Genomic DNA, 20158 nt, shown 5'->3' with positions numbered 1-20158 from the left:
TCATTGATCAGGCTACGGCCTGAACGGGTCCCTTATAACAATTCCCGGCCCTTTTAAAAGGGCCTCAGAGTGTTGACAAACTCTCCATGTGCCCTGGTTTTACAGCAGGAGCGACCTGGAGTGAGCGCTGCCGGGCCAGGCCGAGGCGACGGGATGAGGCGGGGCCGCGGACAGGATGTCCGCGGAGGCCACCTGAACACAGGAGGTGTGAATGTGGCCGGTACCCGCCGAAGACCGGAGCCGGGGCCTTAAGGCCCGGCAAGCGAAACGACCGGGAGCGACGAGTAAAACCAGGGCACACCCCGGGGGCACTTTGTCGACAACCTGCGGCCCTTTTCAAAAGGGCCTTTTTACTTGCCGGTGGCTCTTTTTCCTGCTATGCTGGAGGGGACAGGTTATACCGGGAGGTTTTCTAAATGAGCAGGAGTTTTTTGCCCATGATGCTGACCGTGACCGCAGCAGTGGGGGTGTATTATTACTGGTCGGTAACCCTGGGACTGAATGACAGTGCCGGTATGGCCCTGGGCGTGGGTACAGCCGTGCTGCTATCGGCCCTCTTCGCCCGCTTCCGGCCCAAAAAATAATGCATATAGTAAGCCGTTATGGCAGGGATGCGGCGACATCCGCAGTGCAAGAGGCAATGAGAGCACCTCATCCGGCCGTACTTACTGAAAGATAATAAAATAAATAAGAAAAGGAAGGGTACCTGCCCTTCCTTTACCAGCTCAACTTCAAAACAGCCATTAACGCTTGGAGTATTGCGGCGCCCGGCGGGCCTTTTTCAAGCCGTACTTCCTTCTCTCCTTCATCCGTGGATCCCGGGTGAGAAAACCGGCTTTTTTCAATACCGGGCGCAGGTTGGGGTCAGCCTTGACCAGCGCCCGGGCAATACCATGCCTCACTGCACCGGCCTGGCCGCTGATGCCGCCGCCCTTAACCCGGGCCAGCACATCAAAGCGGCCCTCCGTACCCGTCAGTTCCAGGGGCTGCCTTACCAGTACCTCCAGGGTCTTCCGTCCCAGATATACTTCCACCGGCCGGTCATTGATGATTATCCGACCTTCACCGGGGACAAGGTAAACCCGGGCTACAGCGTTTTTCCGCCGTCCGGTACCGTAAAACTTTATAACCGTCATTATTGCCCTCCTTCCCCTCGTTTACATGGACCAAACTTCCGGTTTTTGAGCCTGGTGGGGGTGATTTTCGCCCCGGTAAACCCGCAACTTCCTGGCCATTTTGGCGCCAAGCCTGTTATGGGGCAGCATACCCTCAATGGCCTTGCGCACGGCCAGTTCGGGGCGCTTGGCCAGGAGCTCGCTGTATGCAGTCACCTTTAAGCCGCCCGGATAACCGGAATGGCGGATGTATTTTTTCTGCTTGAGCTTGTTGCCGGTTAAAACAACCTTTTCCGCATTTATTATGATGACATGATCACCCGTATCCACATGGGGAGTAAACTGGGGGCGATGCTTGCCCCTTAAAATGCGGGCAGCTTCAGCAGCCAGCCTCCCCAGGGGCTTATCCGTGGCATCGAGAATATACCACTTGCGCTCTATTTCACCTGGCTTGGCCATATAAGTTTTATTTAACTTATTCATTTTCGCTCACCTGGTTTCGCCGGTGTGGTAACAGCCTCCCCTGACCAGGTTTCCGCTCCTTTCCGCTGGATTTGTCCACCATTTTATATGGACAGTGAGCGGGGAGACTTCATCGGTAGGTCACCTGTATATGGAAACAGCAGGAAGATATTCCTCGCCTCATTTTGCCCCCGTTCCCGGGGCTCATGCAGAACGGGGACAAAATTCCACATAATTGTATTTTAATAACCCGGTATGCCAGTGTCAAGAACGCGATGTAATTCAGTACTCCACGCGTTCCAGGCACAATCCCCCGGGCGGTGCGGTAGGACCGGCCCGGGTACGGTCCCGGGAGGCCAGAATATCCGGTATGTCATCGGGCTCTCGCTTGCCCAGCCCCACTTCCACCAGCGTACCCACCATGATCCGCACCATGTTATACAGGAAACCATTACCGCGAAAGATTAAGTGAATCAGCTCTTCTCCTTCCCGACAGACATCCACAGAATATAACGTGCGCACAGTATTCTTAACCGGCGAGCCCGCCGCTTGAAAGGCAGCAAAATCATGCGTTCCTTCCAGCTTTTTGGCTGCCCTGGCCATGGCCTCCACGTCCAGGGGGCGGGGCACGAAATAGCTGTACAGGCGCCAGAAAGGAGAGGGGATGCGACTGTTGTAAATGGTGTAGCGGTAGGTCTTGGCCAGGGCTGAAAAACGGGCATGAAACTGCGGCTCTACGTCTTCAGCCTTTAAGGCAGCTATATCCGCCGGCAACATGCCGTTTAAGGCCAGGACAATACGCTCCGTGGGTATGTTCCACCCGCAGGCGTTAAAATTAACCACCTGCCCCCGGGCATGAACCCCCGCATCGGTGCGCCCGGCACCAGTTACCCTTATTTCCCTGCCAGCCAGGCGGTACAGGCATTTTTCCAAAACTTCCTGAACTGTTAACAGTCCCGTACCCCGCTGTTCCTGGAACCCGTGGTAATTTGTCCCGTCGTAGGCAATGGTCAGCTTTATGTTGCGCAAGGTTATCCCCACCAGCGCATGACCAGAACAATCAGGAACAGTACCCCTGTTCCGGCCAGCACGGCATAATCCCGGCAGTGGAAGCGAAGCTGGTGCATTCGCGTCCGGTTTGCCCCCGCCCGGTAGCAACGAATCTCCATGGCTGTGGCCAGTTCATCCGCCCGGCGAAAAGCACTGGCAAACAGGGGTACCAGCAGAGTTACCAGACCCTGCACGCGCTGTACCAGTCCCCCCCTGGTAAAGGCCGCCCCCCGGGACTGCTGTGCCCTGATAATCTGCTGCGCCTCTTCCAGGAGCGTGGGCACAAAACGCAGGGCAATGCTCATCATCATGGCCAGTTCAAAAACAGGCACACCCACTCTCCGGAAGGGTTTCAAAAGGTCCTCCATGGCAGCGGTAATCATCAAGGGAGAGGTGGTCAGGGTTAAAAGCGAGCCTGAAATTATGAGCAGGACCAGGCGCCACAGGAGCTGAAACCCGAAATGCACCCCTTCCCGGGTCAGCTGTAGAGGCCCCAGCATCATCAGGGGACGACCGGGTGTAAAAAGAAGCTGCAACAGGAGGGCCAGAACCAGGAAAATCCCAAAAGGGCGCAGGATACCCAGCAGCAATTGCGGCGTTACCCGGGCCAGGCCCAGGGCCAGCAGGGTGACCAGGCTCAACGCGGCAAAGCCTGCCGGGTGATTGCAGAACAGTACAGCCATGGTTATTGCCAGGCAGGCCAGGATTTTGGTCCGGGGGTCCAGGCGATGGATAAAGGACTGCCCGGGAACATAAAATCCCAGCGTAATATTACCCTGCATCTTCTCTCACCCCATGGCCAGGTTCTTCAGCTCTAATTCAGCCTCATCGAGGGTTATAATACCGCTCTTAACGGGCAGACCTTTTTGCTGCAGGCAATACATTAACTCACAGGGCATGGGAACATCCAGCCCCACCGCCCGCAGGCCCCCGGGGTCGCTGAAGACCTGGCGCGGCGTTCCCTGGCGGTATATTTTCCCCCGGTGAAGCACCACCACCCGCCCGGCAAAGCGGGCAGCATCCTCCATGTGGTGCGTGATCACCACAACTGTATGCCCGGCCTGCTGCAATTTTTTGAGCAGCTGCCAGATCTGCTCCCTGGCAGCCGGGTCCAGGCCCGAGGTGGGCTCGTCAAGAACCAGCACCGGAGGTTGATAGGCCAGCAAGCCGGCCAGGGCAACCAGCCGCTGCTGCCCCCGGCTCAGGGCAAATGGAGACAACGCCCGGTAGCGGTCCGGCTCCAGACCCACCATTTCAAGGGCCCGGCAGACCCGAACTTCGACGGTTTTTTCATCCAGGCCCAGGTTGCGGCAGGCAAAGGCCACCTCGGCAAATACGCTCTCCTCAAACAGCTGCTGTTCCGGGTTTTGAAAAAGAAGGCCCACTGTTCGCCATAAATCCCGGCGCACTTTTTTATCCCGGGTGTCCCGGCCGCCCACCAGTACCCGCCCGGCAGTGGGCAAAAGCAGGCCGTTAAAATGCTGGACCAGTGTCGACTTGCCTGAACCGGTAGCACCGGCCAGAACGACAAATTCCCCTTCCTCTATGTGGAGGGAAACGTCCTCCAGGGACGTTAGAGCAAGGGGAGTACCGGGGGCATAAATATGGGTCAGGTGTTCCACCAGGATCATTGCTCTGCCCCCATCCATTTTCATTTTTTCCCGGCTCCACAGACGTCTGTTAACTTAATCCCGGCTCATAGCCTTCTGTTAACTTAACCCGCCGCCGGACCTGTTCCGGGTCAACAGATCAACCAGGCAGGTGACCAGTTCCTCCAGCCGATAAATACCATCAGGAATGGGCCACCCGCAGTTGCGCAGGCGCCAGGCCAGTTCTGCCGGGCCGGGAAGGGCAAGCCCGATTTTTTGCAGTGCTTCCCGGCAACGGAAAACCTGCGCCGGTGTACCGTCCATTACCAGACGACCGCCGGATAAAACCCATATCCTGTCCGCAAGAACTGCTTCTTCCATAAAATGAGTAACCAGAACTACAGTCAGGCCGTCCTGCCGGTTTAAATTCAGGAGCGTTTGCATAACCTCCCGCCTGCCGGCTGGATCCAGCATGGCGGTGGGTTCATCCAGAACCAGGCAGGATGGTTTCATGGCCAGGGCCCCGGCAATGGCCAGCCGCTGCTTCTGACCCCCCGACAGCAAATGGGGGGGACGCAGCCGCTGCTCCACAAGACCGGCCACGGACAGGGCCCGGTCAACCCGCTGCCGCACTTCATCCGGAGGCAAACCCAGATTTTCAGGGCCAAAGGCCACCTCTTCCTCCACCACCGATGCCACCAGCTGATTATCCGGGTTCTGCAAAACCATCCCCACCCGGCGGCGGATCTCCCACCTGCTGGCCGGATCGGCCGTAGTCAGCCCGTCTACCGTAACGGTCCCGCAGGTCGGCAAAAGCAGGGCATTAATGTGGCGGGCCAGGGTAGATTTACCCGAACCGTTGGGGCCAATAATGGCCAGCAACTCACCCTGGCTAATCTCACCGTTTATTTCCTGCAGGGCGACCCTTTCCCCCGGCTGCCCGTAATTATAGATATGAGTTAATCCCTGGATGGAAATTTTACACAAGCTCCAGAATCACCATTGGTGCAGCATCGCCCCGGCGGTAGCCCACTTTAATAATGCGGGTGTAGCCGCCCGGCCGGTCGGCATACCTGGGGGCCACATCGTTAAAGAGCTTGCGCACAACCCGCTCATCGTAGATGTAGGCCAGAGCCTGGCGCCGGGCAGCCAGATCTCCCCTCTTGGCCAGGGTTACCATTTTATCGGCAATGCTTTTTACTTCTTTTGCCCGGGGTTCGGTGGTCTGAATGCGGTTATCGCGGAAAAGGGACGTAACCAGATTCCTGAGCATGGCCCGGCGGTGACCGGTATTACGCCCCAGCTTGCGGTACGCCATATTTATCTCCCCCCTTATTCGTCGCTTTTGCGCAGGGACAGGCCCAGCTCACTCAGCTTGTTGATTACTTCTTCCAGAGATTTCTTACCCAGGTTACGTACTTTCATCATTTCCTCTTCGTTGCGCTGAATAAGTTCCTCAACGGTATTGATTCCTGCCCGCTTCAGGCAGTTGTAGGAGCGGACGGAAAGATCCAGCTCTTCAATGGTCATTTCCAGGATCTTGTTCTTCTTTTCCTCTTCCTTTTCCACCATTATCTCAACGTCTTTTACCGTCTCGGTCAGGCCGATAAACAGGCGCAGGTGTTCACCCAGAATTTTGGCCGAAAGGCTGGTAGCTTCATCAGGTCTGATACTGCCATCGGTCCACACTTCCAGGGTCAGCTTGTCATAGTCCGTACGCTGTCCCACGCGGGTGTTTTCCACCGTATAATTAACCTTACGCACCGGCGTAAACACGGAGTCAACGGGTATAACCCCGATGACATGATCTCCCTTTTTGTTTCTTTCCGCCGGGACGTAACCACGTCCTTTGGCCACGGTAATCTCCATAAACAGGCGGCCGTTGGGAGCGAGGGTAGCAATGTGGAGGTCGGGATTTAAAATCTCCACATCCTGGTCGTGTATAATATCGCCGGCTTTAACCTCCCCCTCCCCACTGGCCTCAATCCGCAGGATTTTTTCTTCATCGGTGTGCAACTTCAAGCACAGGTTTTTTAAATTGAGAATAATATCGGTTACATCTTCCCGCACACCGGGAATGGTGGAGAACTCGTGCAGCACACCTTCGATTTTTACGGAAGTGACTGCCGCCCCGGGAAGAGAGGAGAGCAGGATTCTGCGCAGGGAATTCCCCAGGGTAATCCCGTATCCCCTCTCCAGGGGTTCCACCACAAACTTGGCATAAGTATTATCGGGACTGCTTTCCACGCACTCAATTTTAGGCTTCTCAATTTCCAGCATACGGCAACCCCCTCAAGTGCCGGTTCCGGCAAAAGTCTACCCGGACCACTACTTGGAGTACAGCTCCACAATCAGGTGTTCCTGCACGGGAGTATCTATCTGGTCCCTGGTTGGGAGGGCTACCACTCGTCCTTGAACCTGATTCTCGTCATATTCCAGCCAGGGCGGGGGTGTCCGGTCTGCTGCCCGCTCCATTAATTCTTTAATCCGCGGAGATTCCTTGCTCTTTTCCCGTACAGCTATGACATCGCCAACCCGCACCAGGTAAGACGGGATATTAACCCGGCGGCCGTTGACGGTAAAGTGGCCGTGGCGCACCAGCTGCCTGGCCTCCATGCGGGATGTGGCCAGTCCCAGGCGGTAGACCACATTGTCCAGCCGCCTCTCCAGCAAGCGGAGCAGGTTTTCCCCCGTAATTCCCGGCTGGCGCTCAGCTCGCTCGAAATAATTGCGGAATTGCGTTTCCAGCACCCCGTAGATCCGGCGGGCTTTCTGCTTTTCCCGCAACTGCATACCGTATTCGCTGATTTTTCGGCGTGCCTGCCCGTGAGCGCCCGGTGCATAGGGCCGCCGTTCAATGGCGCACTTGCTCGTATAGCAGCGGTCCCCCTTCAGGTAGAGCTTAATACCTTCCCGGCGGCACAGCCGGCATTGCGGACCTGTGTATCTGGCCATCTAACTCCTTGATACCTCCTTATACTCTCCGGCGCTTTGGTGGCCGGCATCCGTTATGAGGAATAGGTGTGACGTCTTTAATCAAGCTCACTTCCAGCCCCGCTGCCTGCAGGGAACGAATAGCTGCTTCCCGCCCTGCCCCGGGGCCCTTAACCATTACTTCCACCGTCTTCATCCCGTGCTCCATGGCTTCCTTAGCTGCCGCCTCGGCAGCCATCTGAGCGGCAAAAGGCGTGCTCTTCCGGGAGCCTTTGAAACCTACAGTTCCAGCGCTGGCCCAGGAAATGGCGTTACCCCGCGTATCGGTAATGGTCACAATGGTATTATTAAAGGTAGAGCGAATATGAGCCACCCCATGTTCAATGTTCTTGCGCTCCCGCCTTTTAGTGCGTGCTGCTCTTCTGGCCATTAAACCTTTACCCCCTTATTTCTTCCTCCGCACACCCACAGTTTTCCGCGGGCCCTTACGCGTCCGGGCGTTGGTCTTTGTGCGCTGTCCCCTTACCGGGAGGCCACGGCGGTGACGCAAACCACGGTAGCAGCCAATTTCTATAAGCCGCTTGATGTTCATGGCTACTTCCCGGCGGAGTTCACCCTCCACCCGGTAATTTTTCTCAATTACGTCCCTTAAACGGTTAACTTCATCTTCGGTAAGGTTGCGAACCCGGGTATCGGGATTAATCCCGGTCTGGGCCAGTATTTTTTTGGATGTCGGCCTGCCGATGCCGTAAATATAGGTCAGGGCGATCTCCACCCGCTTATCCCGGGGCAGGTCAACCCCTGCTATACGAGCCATGCGTGAATATACACCTCCATCAACCTTGTTTTTGCTTGTGCTTGGGATTTTCGCAGATTACCATTACCTTGCCATGCCGGCGGATAACCTTGCACTTTTCACAAATGGGTTTTACCGACGGGCGTACTTTCATCATTAAGACCTCCTTTGCCCGGACCCGAACTTATTTATAGCGGTAAACAATCCGGCCCCGGTTTAAATCATACGGTGACAGCTCTACCAGCACCCGATCCCCCGGTAAAATGCGGATAAAATTCATGCGGATTTTACCGGAAACATGGGCTAAAACTTTATGACCGTTCTGCAATTCAACACGAAACATGGCATTGGGAAGTGGCTCAATTACAGTGCCCTCAATTTCAATAACATCCTTTTCCTGCCTGGACATGGGCTTTAGCCAACCTCCTTTCCGGAGCTGTCTTGGGATAGCTCCAGCTCGTCTCCCGATGGCTTGCCCTGCGCCGGCGTTACCTGCCCGTAAGCCTCAAGCAACTCTTTAAGCGCCCTGCGGACATCCAGATCAGTAACCCGCTGACCGGTGCTCACCTTGTGGGCAATATCGCCGGCTACCAGGGGGTAAACTTTTAAATGCTTTATATTCTTCAGCTTCGGCCCGTTTACCCTGCGGTCCGTCCCGTTGACCAGGCGCACCCTGGTCTCGCTGACACGGTCGAGAATGAGGTAAAACTTCCCGTAATCCCGGCCGGCAGTGGAGCTTACCAGCCGGCCCGGGGTAAAATAATCCCTCACCGGGACCACCTCCAGCTACAACCGGGTAAGGATCTCCGGCTCACCGTCGGTTATGGCAACGGTGTGCTCGAAATGGGCCGACAGACTGGAATCCCTGGTTACCACCGTCCAGTTATCCCCAAGGGTACGCACCTCATGGGTGCCCGCATTGACCATCGGTTCAATGGCTAAAGTCATTCCCGCCTTTAACCTGGGACCCCGCCCCGGCTTACCAAAATTTGGCACCTGCGGCTCTTCATGCATGCTCCGGCCAATACCATGACCAACGTATTCCCGCACTACTGAGAAACCGTGCTTCTCCACGTAGCTCTGTACGGCATGGGATATATCCGAAAGCCGGTTACCCTGCCGGGCAAAGCGAATCCCTTCATATAGCGCTTCCTCGGTCACGGCCATCAGTTTTTTGGCTTCTGGTGAAACTTCACCCACCGGGAAGGTGGCCGCACCGTCCCCGTAATATCCATTTATTTCCGCCCCAACGTCAATACTGATAATATCTCCACTTTCCAGCTTTCTTAAACCGGGGATGCCGTGTACCACCTGCTCGTTGACCGACGTGCAGATGCTGGCCGGAAAACCATACAGTCCTTTAAAAGCAGGCCTGGCACCACGGGCCAGAATAAAGTCCTCGGCCAGGCGGTCCAGCTCCGCGGTGGTCACCCCCGGTTTAATAGCCCGGGAGAGCTCGCCCAGGACACCCGCCACCACACGGCCGGCATCGCGCATGTAGCGCAGTTCCCGCTGCGATTTGATCGTAATCATTAACAGGTCATCTCCCTACCTGATAAACCCCTGGTAGCTGCGCATCAGCATGTGGGATTCTACCTGTTTCATGGTATCCAGGGCCACCCCGACCACAATCAGCAGGGCAGTACCGCCAAAGTAAATCTGGGGAATACGGGTAGCCAGTAAAACAAAGTTCGGCAGAATGGCAATCAGTGCCAGGAAGACGGCCCCGGCCAGGGTAACCCGGCTCATAACCCGGCTGATATACTCTGCCGTGGGGCGGCCGGGTCGAATGCCCGGAATAAACCCACCGTATTTTTTAATGTTATCGGCAATATCCACCGGGTTCATGATTACCGCCGTATAGAAATAGGTAAACCCGATTACCAGCAGGGCATAAATAATGGTATGCAGGGGGGTGCCCCAGGCAAAAAAGTCCAGGTACCAGTTGCCAAACCAGGTATTTTGAAACCAGGTGGCCAGCTGCTCCGGAAAGATCAAAATGGAAGAGGCAAAGATTACCGGGATGACGCCGGCCTGATTTACCTTTAATGGCAGGTGAGTGGACTGCCCCCCGTACACCCTCCGGCCCACCACGCGCTTGGCGTACTGTACCGGAATCCGCCGCTGCCCTTCATTAACAGCCACAATAGCGGCAATTACCAGCACTCCGATAACCAGGAGCAGGAGCAGGTTCAGGATATTGATGGTCCCTGCCTGCAGGTACTCCACCAGCCTGACCGCACCGGCGGGAACACGGGAGACAATCCCGGCAAAGATCAAGAGCGAAATACCGTTACCAATGCCTTTTTCGGTAATCTGCTCCCCAATCCACATCAGGAAGGCCGTGCCGGCGGTCAAAGTCAGGGCCACCAGGAGATAATTGCCAATGGTGGGGTTAACCAGCACATGCTCATTGCGCAGGGCAAAACTGATACCGATGGCCTGGATAAAGGCCAGCACTACGGTGAGATAGCGGGTGTACTGGACAATTTTTTTCCGCCCCTCTTCTCCTTCCTTGGCCAGCCGTTCCAGTGCCGGTATAACCACCGTGAGAAGCTGCATTATAATAGAAGCATTAATATAGGGGGTTATGCTCATGGCAAAAATGGAGAAATTTTTAAAAGCCCCTCCGGAAATCACATCAAAGAAGCCAAAAAGGGCACCTGCTTCCAGCAGCTTGGCAAAAACCTCGGTATTAACCCCGGGCACGGGGATATGGGCACCGATACGGAACACAAAGAGCATGGCCAGGGTAAAGAGAAGCTTGGAGCGCAGTTCATCGATCCTGACGGCGCTTCTGAGGGTATCCAGCACCCCTAGATCACCTCAGCTTTGCCGCCGGCAGCTTTAATCTTCTCCACCGCCGATTTACTGAAGGCGTGAGCCCGTACGGTAAGCGCCTTTTCCAGCTTTCCATCACCCAGGATTTTTACCCCGTCGCCCAGCTTTTTAATTACCCGTTCCGCCAAAAGGGTTTCCGGCGTTACCACTGCTCCATCTTCAAAACGGTTTAAAGCATCAATATTTACGGCCACAATTTCTTTCTTGAAGCGGGCGTTGGTAAAGCCCCGTTTGGGTATGCGCCGCTGCAAGGGCATCTGGCCGCCTTCAAAGCCGGGCCTTACTCCGCCGCCGGAGCGAGCCTTTTGTCCCTTGTGCCCCCGGCCGGCCGTTTTCCCTAACCCGGAACCAATACCCTGGCCCTTACGGGTTGGTTTGGTGCGTGCTCCCGGGTTGGGTCGCAGGTCATGCAGTTGAATCACAGTTACACCTCCATTGCTAGCTGTCGCAGGCTCCACTCGCCTGCTTTAAATCTCTTCGACCTTGACCAGGTGGGATACTTTATTAATCATTCCCCGGATCTGGGGTGTGTCTTCCTGAATTACCGAGCTATGCAATTTCCGCAAGCCCAGGGTACGCACGGTCACGCGCTGATCTTCAGGGCGACCGATAAGACTCCTGATCAGGGTAATCTTCAATTTGGCCATGTCTTTACCCCCTTAGCCCAGTAACTCTTCCACTGATTTACCCCGCAGGCGGGCCACCTCTTCCGGGGTCTTCAGGCTCTTCAGCGCCACCATGGTTGCATGAACCATGTTGTTGGCGTTATTGGAACCGAGAGATTTGGTAAGGATATCGCGTACACCCGCGCACTCCAGGATAGCACGCACAGGCCCGCCGGCAATCACACCGGTACCGGGGGCAGCAGGTTTTAAAAGTACCTTTCCGGCACCAAATTCGCCAATTACCTCATGGGGGATAGTGGTTCCGGAAAGAGGCACCTGGATCATATTTTTCTTGGCATCCTCAATGCCCTTGCGAATGGCCTCGGGTACTTCACCGGCCTTGCCGTGCCCCGCTCCTACCCGGCCATTGCCGTCGCCAACCACCACCAGGGCCGAGAAGCTAAAGCGCCGCCCTCCTTTGACCACTTTGGCCACGCGGTTTATGGATACTACCTTTTCGATAAGATCCGTCTTGCTGTTGGCGTCAGTCCTGGTCACCCGTTTCCCTCCCTCTGACCTAGAATTCCAGTCCGGCTTCCCGGGCAGCTTCGGCCAGGGCCTTCACCCGGCCATGATAGATATAACCGCCACGGTCAAAGACCACTTTTTTAATCCCGCGCTCCAGGGCTTTTTGCGCTACCAGCCGGCCCACAGCAGCTGCCGCCTCTTTATTGGATCCGGATTTCAGCTGTCCCCTTAACTCGGGTGAAAGTGTTGAAGCGCTGACCAGAGTGACTCCCCGGTCATCATCAATAATCTGGGCATAGATATGCTTCAAGCTCCGGAACACGTTCAACCTGGGGCGCTCGGCGGTGCCGGAAATTTTTTTGCGCACACGCAGATGCCTTTTAGCCCGCAACAATTTGCGGTCCGGTTTCTTAATCAACGCAACCAAGCCTCCCTACTTCTTGCCTTTACCGCCAGCCTTACCGGCCTTGCGCCGGATCTGCTCATTTTCATACTTTATGCCCTTGCCTTTATAGGGTTCAGGTTCCCGCACACTGCGGATTACAGCTGCCAGTGCTCCAACCTTTTCCTTATCCATTCCCTTGACTACAATCTTGTTTGGTGCGGGAACTTCTATCTCCAGCCCCGGTGGAGGGACAATTTCTACCGGATGGGAGTATCCCACCGACAGCACCAGCTTATTGCCCTGTTTGGTGGCCCGGTAACCCACGCCAACCAGTTCCAGGTTTTTTGCAAACCCCTTTGTTACACCTTCCACCATATTGGCCAGCAGTGTGCGGGTTAAGCCGTGCAGGGACCGGTGAAGTTTTTCATCCGAGGGCCTTTCCACCACCAGGCGGCCCTCCTCATCCAGGCGGATACGCATATCCCGGTGAAATTCGCGTTCCAGCTGGCCCTTTGGTCCCTTGACACGCACGGTATTGCCATCTATCTGTACTTCAACACCCTGGGGCAGGGCAATGGGTTTTCTGCCAATCCTGGACATAAGCCATTCCTCCTCCTACCACACGTAGCAGATTACTTCGCCGCCTACTCCCAGCTTCCGGGCCTTTTTATCGGTCATAATGCCCTTGGAGGTGGACAGGATGGCAATACCCAGACCACCCAGCACCTTGGGGATGGAATCCTTGCGGGCATAAACCCGGAGCCCCGGCCTGGATATCCGTTTTAACCCGGTAATCACCCGCTTTTTATCAGGACCATATTTCAAATATACGCGAATGATGCCCTGCTTGCCGTCGTCGATGATTTCATAATCCTTAATCAGACCCTCTTCCTTGAGGATTTCAGCAATGGCCTTCTTCAAGCGGGAAGCAGGGGCCTCCACTTTATCCAGATAAACTGTATTGGCATTGCGAATGCGGGTTAAAAAGTCCGCGATCGGGTCGGTCATAACCATGACAATACCCCCTCCCTCACTACCAGCTGGCCTTTCGAACACCGGGGATCTCACCGCGGTAAGCAAGAACCCGGAAACAGATGCGGCAGATGCCGAACTTGCGCATATAAGCCCGGGGACGGCCGCAAAGCTTACAGCGATTGTGCTGGCGTACCTTGAATTTGGGCTCGCGCATTGCTTTGGCAATCATTGACTTTTTGGCCACTCGAGTCCCCCCTCGTATTTACGTTTATAACCTAAATTATTTTGCCGTTCCGCTCAGGCGGCTGCAAAGGGCATGCCCAGCAGGCGCAAGAGCTCCCTGGCTTCCTCGTCGGTTTTGGCTGTGGTCACAAAGATAATATCCATTCCCCGCACCTTATCGATCTTGTCATATTCGATTTCGGGGAAGATCAACTGCTCCCGGAGACCCAGGCTGTAATTACCCCGGCCATCAAAGGACCTGGGTGAAACCCCACGAAAGTCACGCACCCGGGGAAGGGCCACATTGAAAAGTTTATCAATGAATTCATACATGCGATCCCCCCGCAGGGTTACCTTGCAACCCACGGTCATCCCCTGCCGTATCTTAAAAGCAGCGATGGACTTCTTGGCCCGGGTAATTACCGGACGCTGCCCTGAAATAGCAGCCAGATCGCTGACCGCCGCATCCATGGCCTTGCTGTTATGGGCGGCCTCGCCCACACCCATGTTAATAACCACTTTCTCCAGCCTGGGTACCTGCATGGGATTTTTATAGCCGAATTTTTGCATCATTGCTTTGACCACTTCATTTTTGTACTTGTCTTTCAGCCGCGGCATTATTTTTCACCTGCCTCTTAGCCTAGTTCTTCCCCGCACTTCTTGCATACCCTTACTTTTCTGCCATCTTCCAAAAACTTTTTGGCTATGCGGGTAGGATTATTGCACTTATTACAAACCAGCATAACGTTGGATGCATGGATGGGTGCTTCCTTTTCCACGATACCGCCCTGGGGCATACGAGGATTGGGCCGGGTGTGGCGTTTGACGATATTTACACCCTCCACAATTACCCGCCCTTTCGCCGGCTGTGCTTCCAGCACTTTGCCTCTCTTGCCTGCATATTTGCCGGTCAGTACCAGTACCGTATCACCCTTACGCACATGTAACTTGGGCATCCTGACCTACCTCCAGTTTCCCCGTTTAAATTACCTCCGGCGCCAGGGAAATAATCTTCATGAAGTCCCGTTCCCGTAGCTCCCGGGCCACCGGCCCAAATATACGCGTACCCCGGGGGCTTTTGTCATCCCTGATGATTACCGCCGCATTCTCATCAAACTTAATGTATGTGCCATCGGGACGACGCACCTCTTTGTTGGTCCGGACAACTACTGCCCGCACCACATCACCCTTCTTAACAACGCCTCCGGGCGTAGCTTCTTTAACGGAACAGATAATTTCATCCCCCAGGCTGGCATACCGGCGCATGCTGCCACCCAGAACACGAATGCACATCAGGCGGCGGGCACCGGTGTTGTCAGCAACATTGAGCATCGTTTGTACCTGGATCATCGCTGTCAACCTCCCTTCAGTAAGGGTTCACTGCACAGGACTTGCTATATCCGCTCAGCCCGCTCCAGGATTTCAACCACCCGCCAGCGTTTTTCCTTCGAAAGAGGTCTGGTTTCCATAATCCGTACCTTATCCCCAACGCGGCAGGCATTTTCTTCATCATGGGCTTTAAACTTCTTGGTTCTGCGAATGGTACGCTGGTACAATGGATGCCTTACCAGGGTTTCTACCGCCACCACAACGGTTTTATCCATTTTGTCGCTGACCACGCGGCCCGTACGTACCTTGCGCTGCTTACGTCCTTCCACTTCTCAGACTCTCCCCCTTTGTTAAGCCCGCCGGATTCCCAACTGGCGCTCACGGAGTACAGTTTTCAGACGGGCAATATTCCGGCGCACTTCCCTTATTTTCATGGGGTTATCCAGCTGGTTGGTAGCCAGTTGAAACCGCAGCCTGAAAAGCTCATCCTTGGAATCATCCAGCTTTTTAACCAGCTCCTCATCGGATAACTCCCGCAAGTCTTTAGCCTTCATTTGCCTCACTCCCACGCTTGACAAACTTTGTTTTAATGGGCAGCTTGTGAGAGGCCAGGCGCATGGCTTCCCGGGCCACCTCCTCGTCCACACCGGCCACTTCAAACAATATCCGCCCGGGTTTAACCACCGCCATCCAGTACTCAGGAGCACCTTTACCACTGCCCATCCGTGTTTCGGCAGGCTTGGCAGTTACCGGCCGGTCGGGGAAAATCCTGATCCAGACCTTACCACCCCGGCGAATATGGCGGGTCATGGCAATACGGGCAGCCTCAATCTGGCGGCTGGTGATCCAGGCCGGCTCCAGGGCCATCAACCCGTATTCACCAAAGTGCACCTCCGTGCCTCCTTTGGCCCTGCCGCTAAGGTTCCTCACCCGGTGCTGCTTGCGGTATTTAACCCTCTTGGGCATGAGCATAAGCCTTCTCCCCTCCTTGACCGGCCGCAGCCCTGGTCTCGGGCAGCACCTCTCCCTTATAGATCCATACTTTCACACCGATCTTACCGTATGTCGTATCCGCTTCGGCAAACCCGTAGTCGATATCGGCACGCAGGGTATGCAGGGGTACCTTACCCTCGCTATACCACTCGGTCCGGGCAATTTCTGCCCCGGCCAGGCGGCCGCTGACGGAAACTTTGATCCCCTTGGCCCCCATTTTCATGGCCCGGGATACGGCCTGCTTCATGGCCCGCCGGAAGGCAACCCGTTTTTCAATCTGGGCAGCCACGTTTTCTGCCACCAGCTGGGCGTCCAGTTCTGGCACTTTAATTTCCACGATGTTCACATGTACCTGCTTGCCCGTCATTTTTTCCAGTTCCCGGCGCAGGTTTTCTACTTCCGCACCACCCCGGCCAATGACAATACCCGGCTTGGCCGTATAAATACTGATCCGGATGCGGTTGGCCGCCCTCTCGATAACAATGCGGGAGATACCGGCAGCATAAAGCTTTTCTTTAATATACCTGCGAATCTTTACATCTTCTAAAAGGAGGCTGGCAAAATTCTTTTTATCGGCAAACCACTTGGCATCCCAGTCCTTAATAATACCGAGACGCAATCCCTTCGGATGTACCTTCTGGCCCACGCTACTCCTCCTTTACTTATCCTTTTCCTTAACGATCACGGTAATGTGGCTGGTGCGCCTGCGCAGCAGGTCTGCCCGGCCATAAGCCCGGGGCTGATACCGCTTCCAGGTGGGACCCTGGTCCACGTAGGCCGCTGCAATATAGAGATTATCCGGATTCATATCGTAGTTATGTTCGGCGTTGGCCGCAGCCGACTTAATTACCTTGGCCACCGGAACCGCAGCCCTTTTTGGTGTAAACCTCAGGATGGCCAGCGCTTCCCGTACATCTTTCCCCCGAATAAGATCCACCACCTGGCGCACCTTGCGGGGTGAAATACGCACGTACCTGGCCACTGCTCTGGCTTCCATGCCAAACCCTCCTCAAGTGGATTACTTCAGGGCCGTTGACCTCTCCGTATGGGCACCGTGGCCCCGGAACACACGGGTGGGGGCAAACTCGCCCAGCTTGTGCCCCACCATATCTTCGGTAATATATATAGGAACGTGTTTCCGGCCGTCGTGAACGGCAATGGTATGCCCAATCATTTGCGGGAAAATGGTTGACCGGCGGGACCAGGTCTTGATTACCCGTTTTTCCCCTTTAGCATTCATTTCTTCAATTTTCTTTAACAGTTTCGGATCACAGTAAGGACCTTTTTTCAGCGAGCGTCCCATTGTTTAACCTACCTCCTTCCGGCTGCTACCCGGACAACCCAATTATTTTGCCCTTCTCTTGATAATCAGGCGATCGCTGGGTTTCTTCCTGCGCGTGCGGGCACCCAGGGCTGGCTTACCCCAAGGGGTAACCGGGTTGCGGCCGATGGGGGAACGGCCCTCGCCGCCGCCGTGGGGGTGATCCACCGGGTTCATAACTACACCCCGTACAGTTGGCCTGATACCCAACCAGCGCGAACGGCCGGCTTTGCCAATGGTAATATTTTCATGCTCCACGTTACCCACCTGGCCAATGGTGGCCCGGCAGTCCAGGAGAAGCAGGCGCATCTCTCCTGAAGGCATACGAATATGGGCATATTTTCCTTCCTTGGCCATTACCTGAGCTGCCGCACCCGCTGAACGCACCAGCTGCCCCCCACCACCCGGATAAAGCTCCAGGTTATGCACCAGCGTACCAACAGGGATGTTCCGCAGGGGCAGGGCGTTACCCACCTTGATGTCGGCATCGGGGCCAGACACAACCGTCATGCCCACTTCCAGACCCAGGGGAGCCAGGATATAGCGTTTTTCCCCGTCGGCATAATGAAGCAGGGCAATCCTTGCTGAACGGTTGGGGTCGTACTCAATGCTGGCCACTTTGGCTGGAATACCGTCCTTATCCCGCTTAAAGTCAATGATCCGGTACATGCGCTTGTGACCGCCACCCCGGTGTCTTACGGTAATCCTGCCCTGGAAGTTGCGGCCTGCTTTTTTCTTCAACGGCGCCAGCAGGGATTTTTCCGGCTCGGTTTTGGTTATTTCATCGAAGGTCGATACGGTCACAAAACGCCGCCCGGGAGATGTCGGCTTGAACTTTTTAATACCCAAGTGATTTCCCTCCTTCCAGAATTAGCCTGTGCACCCAAGCCGGGGGAGGGAAGTTTTATACGCCCTCAAAAAGCTCGATTTTATCCCCTTTCCGCAGGGTGACGATGGCTTTCTTTACCTCGGGGCGGCGCCCAACTACATTCCGCACCCGCCTTGTTTTTCCCTTAACCCTCATGGTATTTACTTTTTCCACTTTTACTTTAAACAGTTCTTCCACTGCTTTTTTTATTTCCACTTTGTTAGCACGGGGATCCACAATGAAAGTATACTTGTTGTCGGCCAGCAACGACATGCTTTTCTCCGTAATTACCGGCCTTTTCAGGATATCCCGGGGGTTTTTCACCGGGCCAGCACCTCCTGGACCCTGGTCACTGCGTCCCTGGTTATGACCAGTGTGTTATGGGCCAGCAGGTCATACACGTTCAAGCTGTCTGCGGCCATGGGCTTGACACCCGGGATATTCCGGGCAGACTTGAACACGTTTTCTTCGCGGTCAGCAGTAACCACCAGGGCCTTATCATTTACCTTGAGATTTCCCAGAATACGTATCATATCCTTGGTACGGGGCTGCTCCAGTTTCAAGTCTTCCAGTACCACAATTTTACCGTCCTGTACTTTCGCCGACAGGGCGGATTTCATCGCCAGGCGGCGAATTTTACGGGGCAGTCGATAGCTGTAATCCCGCGGGTGGGGACCAAAAACTATACCGCCCTTCCGCCAGAGTGGGGACCGAATACTGCCGTGCCGGGCCCGTCCTGTACCTTTCTGGCGCCAGGGCTTGCGTCCGCCTCCCCGCACTTCCCCACGGGTCTTGGTATCATGAGTCCCCCGGCGGCGGCCGGCCAGCTGCCAGACCACGGCATCATGCAGTACGGACATATGCACGGGGACGCCGAAGACCTCATCCTGCAGGTGGATTTCACCCACCTGTTCCCCGTTGGTATTATAAACGGCAACTGTAGGCATAAGCGCTTTCCTCCTTCCGGTCCAGGTTGCTAGCGGGCCTTAACGGTCTCCTTGACCAGCAGTAGTCCCCCGCGGGGGCCAGGGACAGAACCTTTAATGGCCAGCAGGTTTCTTTCCGGGTCCACCCGCACTACCTCCAGGTTCTGCACTGTAACCCGTTCCACACCGTAATGTCCGGGTAGCTTTCTCCCCTTGAAAACCCGGGCCGGCCCTTTAGCACCCAGGGAGCCGGGACGGCGGTGATATTTGGAACCGTGGGCCATGGGGCCGCGGTGAAAGCCGTGACGTTTAATGCCACCTGCAAAGCCACGTCCCCGGGATGTTCCAACCACATCCACCCTTTCACCGGGAGCAAAAACATCTGCTTTAATTTCCTGCCCCACCTGATAATCATCCACATTTTCCACCCGTATCTCCCGCAGATAACGCAGGGGCCGTACGCCGGCTTTTGCAAAATGTCCTTTCAGCGGTTTGTTCACCAGGCGCTCGGGTTTTTCGCCAAAACCCAGCTGGATTGCGCTGTATCCATCCCGTTCGGGCGTCTTTTTCTGTACCACCACACAGGGGCCTGCTTCAATCACCGTTACGGGAATAGCCTGCCCGGCATCATTGAAAATCTGGGTCATGCCGACCTTACGGCCGAGGATGCCTTTGGGCATGGTCCTTAGCACCTCCTAAAGCTTGATCTCAATGTCCACCCCGGCAGGCAGATCCAGGCGCATCAAGGCATCCACGGTCTTGGGTGTGGGCTCCAAAATATCGATCAGGCGTTTATGCGTCCTTATCTCAAACTGTTCCCGCGAATCCTTGTTAACATGGGGTGAACGCAAGATGGTGTATATATTTTTCTCCGTAGGCAGAGGAATGGGGCCAGCCACTTGGGCACCGGTGCGCCGGGCGGTTTCCACAATCTTCTGGGCCGACTGATCCAGCATGTGATGATCGTAGGCTTTCAGCCGGATGCGTATTTTCTGCTTTTTCAAGGGTTTACCTCCTTTCAAACCCGGCAGGGGTATTCGTAAATATGAGAAGTGGGATGTGGGTTATTTCCATTACTGGCCCCACTTTCCACTTCCCACTTCTCCTCTGGCCGGCTACTCAATAATCTGGGTGACCACGCCGGCTCCGACGGTGCGGCCGCCTTCCCGGATGGCAAAGCGCAGCCCTTCTTCAATGGCAATGGGGGTAATCAGCTTGA

At 55.3% G+C, this 20158-nt stretch carries 39 protein-coding genes; 1 reads left to right on the top strand and 38 read right to left on the bottom strand.

The window, feature by feature from the left end; all coding sequences use genetic code 11:
• The first annotated feature begins 416 nt into the window (after positions 1–416).
• On the top strand, positions 417–584 hold the full coding sequence (locus BR83_RS17345; RefSeq protein ID WP_169736942.1) for a hypothetical protein: 168 nt from the start codon (positions 417–419) through the stop codon (positions 582–584).
• A gap of 159 nt (positions 585–743) precedes the next feature.
• Here BR83_RS17345 and rpsI read toward each other — a convergent pair whose 3' ends face one another.
• The 38 genes from rpsI to BR83_RS16815 all read right to left on the bottom strand — a co-directional run.
• Entirely contained in the window at positions 744–1136 is a 393-nt protein-coding gene (gene rpsI, locus BR83_RS0113495) for a 30S ribosomal protein S9 (protein WP_027357509.1), read from the bottom strand.
• A gap of 21 nt (positions 1137–1157) precedes the next feature.
• On the bottom strand, positions 1158–1598 hold the full coding sequence (gene rplM / locus BR83_RS0113490; RefSeq protein WP_027357508.1) for a 50S ribosomal protein L13: 441 nt from the start codon (positions 1596–1598) through the stop codon (positions 1158–1160).
• 261 nt (positions 1599–1859) lie between these two features.
• Complete coding sequence (gene truA / locus BR83_RS0113485; RefSeq protein ID WP_027357507.1) at positions 1860–2606, bottom strand: tRNA pseudouridine(38-40) synthase TruA; 747 nt, start codon at positions 2604–2606, stop codon at positions 1860–1862.
• A gap of 2 nt (positions 2607–2608) precedes the next feature.
• Positions 2609–3409 carry an energy-coupling factor transporter transmembrane component T family protein gene (locus BR83_RS0113480; RefSeq protein ID WP_027357506.1) on the bottom strand — a complete coding sequence of 267 codons (801 nt, stop codon included), beginning with the start codon at positions 3407–3409 and terminating at the stop codon, positions 2609–2611.
• 6 nt (positions 3410–3415) lie between these two features.
• A complete protein-coding gene (locus BR83_RS0113475; protein ID WP_027357505.1) occupies positions 3416–4258 on the bottom strand; it encodes an energy-coupling factor transporter ATPase in 843 nt (280 codons plus the stop codon).
• Positions 4259–4336: 78 nt separating this feature from the next.
• Complete coding sequence (locus BR83_RS0113470) at positions 4337–5203, bottom strand: energy-coupling factor transporter ATPase (protein WP_027357504.1); 867 nt, start codon at positions 5201–5203, stop codon at positions 4337–4339.
• Complete coding sequence (gene rplQ / locus BR83_RS0113465) at positions 5196–5534, bottom strand: 50S ribosomal protein L17 (RefSeq protein ID WP_027357503.1); 339 nt, start codon at positions 5532–5534, stop codon at positions 5196–5198. The genes BR83_RS0113470 and rplQ overlap by 8 nt, the downstream gene beginning before the upstream one ends.
• 14 nt (positions 5535–5548) lie before the next feature.
• Positions 5549–6496 carry a DNA-directed RNA polymerase subunit alpha gene (locus tag BR83_RS0113460; protein WP_027357502.1) on the bottom strand — a complete coding sequence of 316 codons (948 nt, stop codon included), beginning with the start codon at positions 6494–6496 and terminating at the stop codon, positions 5549–5551.
• Positions 6497–6544: 48 nt separating this feature from the next.
• Positions 6545–7171 carry a 30S ribosomal protein S4 gene (gene rpsD / locus BR83_RS0113455; protein WP_027357501.1) on the bottom strand — a complete coding sequence of 209 codons (627 nt, stop codon included), beginning with the start codon at positions 7169–7171 and terminating at the stop codon, positions 6545–6547.
• Between the two features lie 19 nt (positions 7172–7190).
• On the bottom strand, positions 7191–7580 hold the full coding sequence (rpsK, locus tag BR83_RS0113450) for a 30S ribosomal protein S11 (RefSeq protein WP_027357500.1): 390 nt from the start codon (positions 7578–7580) through the stop codon (positions 7191–7193).
• Positions 7581–7595: 15 nt separating this feature from the next.
• On the bottom strand, positions 7596–7967 hold the full coding sequence (rpsM, locus tag BR83_RS0113445; protein ID WP_027357499.1) for a 30S ribosomal protein S13: 372 nt from the start codon (positions 7965–7967) through the stop codon (positions 7596–7598).
• Positions 7968–7986: 19 nt separating this feature from the next.
• Complete coding sequence (gene rpmJ / locus BR83_RS0113440; protein ID WP_013824039.1) at positions 7987–8100, bottom strand: 50S ribosomal protein L36; 114 nt, start codon at positions 8098–8100, stop codon at positions 7987–7989.
• 30 nt (positions 8101–8130) lie between these two features.
• On the bottom strand, positions 8131–8355 hold the full coding sequence (infA, locus tag BR83_RS0113435; RefSeq protein WP_027357498.1) for a translation initiation factor IF-1: 225 nt from the start codon (positions 8353–8355) through the stop codon (positions 8131–8133).
• Between the two features lie 5 nt (positions 8356–8360).
• A complete protein-coding gene (locus BR83_RS0113430; RefSeq protein WP_027357497.1) occupies positions 8361–8717 on the bottom strand; it encodes a KOW domain-containing RNA-binding protein in 357 nt (118 codons plus the stop codon).
• Positions 8718–8732: 15 nt separating this feature from the next.
• Positions 8733–9479 carry a type I methionyl aminopeptidase gene (map, locus tag BR83_RS0113425; protein WP_027357496.1) on the bottom strand — a complete coding sequence of 249 codons (747 nt, stop codon included), beginning with the start codon at positions 9477–9479 and terminating at the stop codon, positions 8733–8735.
• Between the two features lie 15 nt (positions 9480–9494).
• Positions 9495–10760: a preprotein translocase subunit SecY gene (gene secY, locus BR83_RS0113420; RefSeq protein WP_027357495.1), complete on the bottom strand. Its 1266-nt coding sequence runs from the start codon at positions 10758–10760 to the stop codon at positions 9495–9497.
• A gap of 2 nt (positions 10761–10762) precedes the next feature.
• Entirely contained in the window at positions 10763–11206 is a 444-nt protein-coding gene (rplO, locus tag BR83_RS0113415) for a 50S ribosomal protein L15 (protein WP_027357494.1), read from the bottom strand.
• Between the two features lie 48 nt (positions 11207–11254).
• Complete coding sequence (rpmD, locus tag BR83_RS0113410; RefSeq protein WP_027357493.1) at positions 11255–11434, bottom strand: 50S ribosomal protein L30; 180 nt, start codon at positions 11432–11434, stop codon at positions 11255–11257.
• 12 nt (positions 11435–11446) lie between these two features.
• Positions 11447–11950, bottom strand: a complete 504-nt coding sequence (rpsE, locus tag BR83_RS0113405) for a 30S ribosomal protein S5 (RefSeq protein ID WP_027357492.1) — start codon at positions 11948–11950, stop codon at positions 11447–11449.
• A 19-nt stretch (positions 11951–11969) separates the two neighbouring features.
• Positions 11970–12338, bottom strand: coding sequence for a 50S ribosomal protein L18 (gene rplR / locus BR83_RS0113400; protein ID WP_027357491.1), 369 nt, complete (start codon positions 12336–12338; stop codon positions 11970–11972).
• A gap of 15 nt (positions 12339–12353) precedes the next feature.
• Entirely contained in the window at positions 12354–12905 is a 552-nt protein-coding gene (rplF, locus tag BR83_RS0113395; RefSeq protein ID WP_027357490.1) for a 50S ribosomal protein L6, read from the bottom strand.
• 15 nt (positions 12906–12920) lie between these two features.
• A complete protein-coding gene (rpsH, locus tag BR83_RS0113390; RefSeq protein ID WP_027357489.1) occupies positions 12921–13319 on the bottom strand; it encodes a 30S ribosomal protein S8 in 399 nt (132 codons plus the stop codon).
• Positions 13320–13338: 19 nt separating this feature from the next.
• Positions 13339–13524 carry a type Z 30S ribosomal protein S14 gene (locus tag BR83_RS0113385; protein ID WP_013824050.1) on the bottom strand — a complete coding sequence of 62 codons (186 nt, stop codon included), beginning with the start codon at positions 13522–13524 and terminating at the stop codon, positions 13339–13341.
• 53 nt (positions 13525–13577) lie between these two features.
• Positions 13578–14120: a 50S ribosomal protein L5 gene (gene rplE / locus BR83_RS0113380; protein ID WP_027357488.1), complete on the bottom strand. Its 543-nt coding sequence runs from the start codon at positions 14118–14120 to the stop codon at positions 13578–13580.
• A 17-nt stretch (positions 14121–14137) separates the two neighbouring features.
• Complete coding sequence (gene rplX, locus BR83_RS0113375) at positions 14138–14458, bottom strand: 50S ribosomal protein L24 (protein ID WP_027357487.1); 321 nt, start codon at positions 14456–14458, stop codon at positions 14138–14140.
• Between the two features lie 25 nt (positions 14459–14483).
• Complete coding sequence (gene rplN / locus BR83_RS0113370) at positions 14484–14852, bottom strand: 50S ribosomal protein L14 (protein WP_027357486.1); 369 nt, start codon at positions 14850–14852, stop codon at positions 14484–14486.
• 44 nt (positions 14853–14896) lie between these two features.
• Complete coding sequence (rpsQ, locus tag BR83_RS0113365) at positions 14897–15160, bottom strand: 30S ribosomal protein S17 (RefSeq protein WP_027357485.1); 264 nt, start codon at positions 15158–15160, stop codon at positions 14897–14899.
• A gap of 21 nt (positions 15161–15181) precedes the next feature.
• Positions 15182–15385: a 50S ribosomal protein L29 gene (gene rpmC, locus BR83_RS0113360; RefSeq protein WP_027357484.1), complete on the bottom strand. Its 204-nt coding sequence runs from the start codon at positions 15383–15385 to the stop codon at positions 15182–15184.
• Positions 15375–15803: a 50S ribosomal protein L16 gene (gene rplP / locus BR83_RS0113355; RefSeq protein ID WP_027357483.1), complete on the bottom strand. Its 429-nt coding sequence runs from the start codon at positions 15801–15803 to the stop codon at positions 15375–15377. Before rplP ends, rpmC begins: the two co-directional genes overlap by 11 nt.
• Complete coding sequence (gene rpsC / locus BR83_RS0113350) at positions 15781–16470, bottom strand: 30S ribosomal protein S3 (RefSeq protein ID WP_027357482.1); 690 nt, start codon at positions 16468–16470, stop codon at positions 15781–15783. The genes rplP and rpsC overlap by 23 nt, the downstream gene beginning before the upstream one ends.
• A 12-nt stretch (positions 16471–16482) precedes the next feature.
• The gene (gene rplV / locus BR83_RS0113345; RefSeq protein ID WP_027357481.1) at positions 16483–16821 is read right to left on the bottom strand and encodes a 50S ribosomal protein L22; all 339 of its coding nucleotides are present in this window, start codon (positions 16819–16821) and stop codon (positions 16483–16485) included.
• Positions 16822–16842: 21 nt separating this feature from the next.
• Complete coding sequence (rpsS, locus tag BR83_RS0113340; RefSeq protein ID WP_027357480.1) at positions 16843–17127, bottom strand: 30S ribosomal protein S19; 285 nt, start codon at positions 17125–17127, stop codon at positions 16843–16845.
• A gap of 42 nt (positions 17128–17169) precedes the next feature.
• Positions 17170–17994 (bottom strand): 50S ribosomal protein L2, encoded by an 825-nt coding sequence (gene rplB, locus BR83_RS0113335; RefSeq protein ID WP_027357479.1) that lies wholly within the window; start codon positions 17992–17994, stop codon positions 17170–17172.
• Positions 17995–18049: 55 nt separating this feature from the next.
• Entirely contained in the window at positions 18050–18337 is a 288-nt protein-coding gene (gene rplW, locus BR83_RS0113330; RefSeq protein ID WP_027357478.1) for a 50S ribosomal protein L23, read from the bottom strand.
• Positions 18334–18960 (bottom strand): 50S ribosomal protein L4, encoded by a 627-nt coding sequence (gene rplD / locus BR83_RS0113325; RefSeq protein WP_027357477.1) that lies wholly within the window; start codon positions 18958–18960, stop codon positions 18334–18336. Before rplD ends, rplW begins: the two co-directional genes overlap by 4 nt.
• A 29-nt stretch (positions 18961–18989) precedes the next feature.
• Positions 18990–19619: a 50S ribosomal protein L3 gene (rplC, locus tag BR83_RS0113320; protein ID WP_027357476.1), complete on the bottom strand. Its 630-nt coding sequence runs from the start codon at positions 19617–19619 to the stop codon at positions 18990–18992.
• Between the two features lie 15 nt (positions 19620–19634).
• Positions 19635–19943, bottom strand: coding sequence for a 30S ribosomal protein S10 (gene rpsJ / locus BR83_RS0113315; protein ID WP_013824064.1), 309 nt, complete (start codon positions 19941–19943; stop codon positions 19635–19637).
• Positions 19944–20054: 111 nt separating this feature from the next.
• A partial coding sequence (locus tag BR83_RS16815) for an EF-Tu C-terminal domain-related protein (RefSeq protein ID WP_407637339.1) occupies positions 20055–20158 on the bottom strand: 104 nt, incomplete at its 5' end.

The sequence above is a fragment of the Desulfofundulus thermocisternus DSM 10259 genome, assembly GCF_000686645.1.
In the GTDB taxonomy this organism is placed as follows: domain Bacteria; phylum Bacillota; class Desulfotomaculia; order Desulfotomaculales; family Desulfovirgulaceae; genus Desulfofundulus; species Desulfofundulus australicus.
This window is presented reverse-complemented; position numbering and strand designations above follow the sequence as displayed.

Bases quoted from the DNA above. Each gene is read 5' to 3' on its own strand.
- rplV (WP_027357481.1), bottom strand. From the start codon at position 16,821: ATGGAAGCCAGAGCAGTGGCCAGGTACGTGCGTATTTCACCCCGCAAG.
- rplX (WP_027357487.1), bottom strand. From the start codon at position 14,458: ATGCCCAAGTTACATGTGCGTAAGGGTGATACGGTACTGGTACTGACC.
- rpsD (WP_027357501.1), bottom strand. From the start codon at position 7,171: ATGGCCAGATACACAGGTCCGCAATGCCGGCTGTGCCGCCGGGAAGGT.
- rplP (WP_027357483.1), bottom strand. From the start codon at position 15,803: ATGCTCATGCCCAAGAGGGTTAAATACCGCAAGCAGCACCGGGTGAGG.
- rpsM (WP_027357499.1), bottom strand. From the start codon at position 7,967: ATGGCTCGTATAGCAGGGGTTGACCTGCCCCGGGATAAGCGGGTGGAG.
- rplQ (WP_027357503.1), bottom strand. From the start codon at position 5,534: ATGGCGTACCGCAAGCTGGGGCGTAATACCGGTCACCGCCGGGCCATG.
- rpsK (WP_027357500.1), bottom strand. From the start codon at position 7,580: ATGGCCAGAAGAGCAGCACGCACTAAAAGGCGGGAGCGCAAGAACATT.
- BR83_RS0113475 (WP_027357505.1), bottom strand. From the start codon at position 4,258: ATGATCCTGGTGGAACACCTGACCCATATTTATGCCCCCGGTACTCCC.
- map (WP_027357496.1), bottom strand. From the start codon at position 9,479: ATGATTACGATCAAATCGCAGCGGGAACTGCGCTACATGCGCGATGCC.
- rpmJ (WP_013824039.1), bottom strand. From the start codon at position 8,100: ATGAAAGTACGCCCGTCGGTAAAACCCATTTGTGAAAAGTGCAAGGTT.
- rpsI (WP_027357509.1), bottom strand. From the start codon at position 1,136: ATGACGGTTATAAAGTTTTACGGTACCGGACGGCGGAAAAACGCTGTA.
- rplE (WP_027357488.1), bottom strand. From the start codon at position 14,120: ATGCCGCGGCTGAAAGACAAGTACAAAAATGAAGTGGTCAAAGCAATG.
- infA (WP_027357498.1), bottom strand. From the start codon at position 8,355: ATGTCCAGGCAGGAAAAGGATGTTATTGAAATTGAGGGCACTGTAATT.
- BR83_RS17345 (WP_169736942.1), top strand. From the start codon at position 417: ATGAGCAGGAGTTTTTTGCCCATGATGCTGACCGTGACCGCAGCAGTG.
- rplF (WP_027357490.1), bottom strand. From the start codon at position 12,905: ATGTCCAGGATTGGCAGAAAACCCATTGCCCTGCCCCAGGGTGTTGAA.
- rpsS (WP_027357480.1), bottom strand. From the start codon at position 17,127: ATGGGACGCTCGCTGAAAAAAGGTCCTTACTGTGATCCGAAACTGTTA.
- BR83_RS0113480 (WP_027357506.1), bottom strand. From the start codon at position 3,409: ATGCAGGGTAATATTACGCTGGGATTTTATGTTCCCGGGCAGTCCTTT.
- rplM (WP_027357508.1), bottom strand. From the start codon at position 1,598: ATGAATAAGTTAAATAAAACTTATATGGCCAAGCCAGGTGAAATAGAG.
- rpmD (WP_027357493.1), bottom strand. From the start codon at position 11,434: ATGGCCAAATTGAAGATTACCCTGATCAGGAGTCTTATCGGTCGCCCT.
- rpmC (WP_027357484.1), bottom strand. From the start codon at position 15,385: ATGAAGGCTAAAGACTTGCGGGAGTTATCCGATGAGGAGCTGGTTAAA.
- rpsH (WP_027357489.1), bottom strand. From the start codon at position 13,319: ATGGTTATGACCGACCCGATCGCGGACTTTTTAACCCGCATTCGCAAT.
- BR83_RS0113460 (WP_027357502.1), bottom strand. From the start codon at position 6,496: ATGCTGGAAATTGAGAAGCCTAAAATTGAGTGCGTGGAAAGCAGTCCC.
- rplC (WP_027357476.1), bottom strand. From the start codon at position 19,619: ATGCCCAAAGGCATCCTCGGCCGTAAGGTCGGCATGACCCAGATTTTC.
- rplD (WP_027357477.1), bottom strand. From the start codon at position 18,960: ATGCCTACAGTTGCCGTTTATAATACCAACGGGGAACAGGTGGGTGAA.
- rplN (WP_027357486.1), bottom strand. From the start codon at position 14,852: ATGATCCAGGTACAAACGATGCTCAATGTTGCTGACAACACCGGTGCC.